1 protein-coding gene is annotated in these 1,066 nt (G+C 38.5%); it reads left to right on the top strand.

All coding sequences use genetic code 11. The features are described 5' to 3' along the window. Positions 1-126: 126 nt before the first annotated feature. Positions 127-1,066: transposase (locus tag Q1A47_RS20485; RefSeq protein ID WP_299632743.1), on the top strand; the 940-nt coding region annotated here is incomplete at its 3' end.

The raw sequence follows: 1,066 nt of genomic DNA, 5'->3' as shown, positions 1-1,066 counted from the left end.
TTAGTGAATTTCATAATTATGAGCCTTTGTGGCTCAATGGGTTTAAGACATAAAAAATGGAGTACCTCCCCAAGTCTAGTATAATGGTAAGTGACCAAACTAACCAAAAGACTGGAGGGACTCCCTATGTCTATTATACGACAAGAGAGCTTATTTGACATCTATGACTTATTGGAAATGGAACCTACCCAACGTTATGAAGCAATCATTTCAGAAATAGATGTGGACGCAATCTTATATCAAGTGAACAAGAAATCAAGGCTTGGAGCACCGGTCAAGCTCAACTATGCCGCAATGATTATCTCATTATGCGTTCGTATAATTGAACGTATTCCAACAATTAAAGACTTGATTAAACGTCTGAAAGACGACCCACTGTTCAAATGGAACTGCGGATTTCTTGTATCTGATGAGACTCCTTCGGAGGCTGCTTATTCTCGATTGATCACTAAACTCAGTGATTCTAATACACTTGAATTAGCACAAGAGACAGTTTTATTTCAAGCGATTGCAGAAGGTTTCATTATCGATGATACCGTTGCAATCGATGCAACTCATTTTGAAGCACGTGATCAAGCTCCAGCTAAAGAAGAAAAAACAAAGACAGAACCGAAAAAACGTGGTCGTAAATCAAAGGCAGAACGAGAACAATGGTTGGAAGAACAAGCTAAAAAGGAAGCAAGCCTTCCACTTTACGAAAAAAAGATTGAAGCTCAGTTACCTGTACCACTAACAGAACTGAGGAACGAAGTTCCTCAAGATCCGAAATGGGGCATAAAGAAAAACAGTGAAGGTAAAAATGTGTTCTGGTATGGCTATAAAGGACATCTAGCAGTTGGCACATCAAGTCAATACATTTTGCAGTCTTTGTTTTCTTCAGGCAGTTTAAATGATGGAAAAGCAGCCATTCCTTTATTGAAGGGCATTCATGAACGTCTATCTCTTTCATCTTTACGTTATCAAACAATGGATGCTGGTTATGATTATGATCCTGTTTATGTCCAAGTAAACCGTATGGGGCAACAATCAGTAATAGCTTACAATAAGCGAAATGAATCTGATCCCA

Source organism: uncultured Virgibacillus sp. (genome assembly GCF_947495635.1).
In the GTDB taxonomy this organism is placed as follows: domain Bacteria; phylum Bacillota; class Bacilli; order Bacillales; family Amphibacillaceae; genus Virgibacillus; species Virgibacillus salarius.
This window is presented reverse-complemented; position numbering and strand designations above follow the sequence as displayed.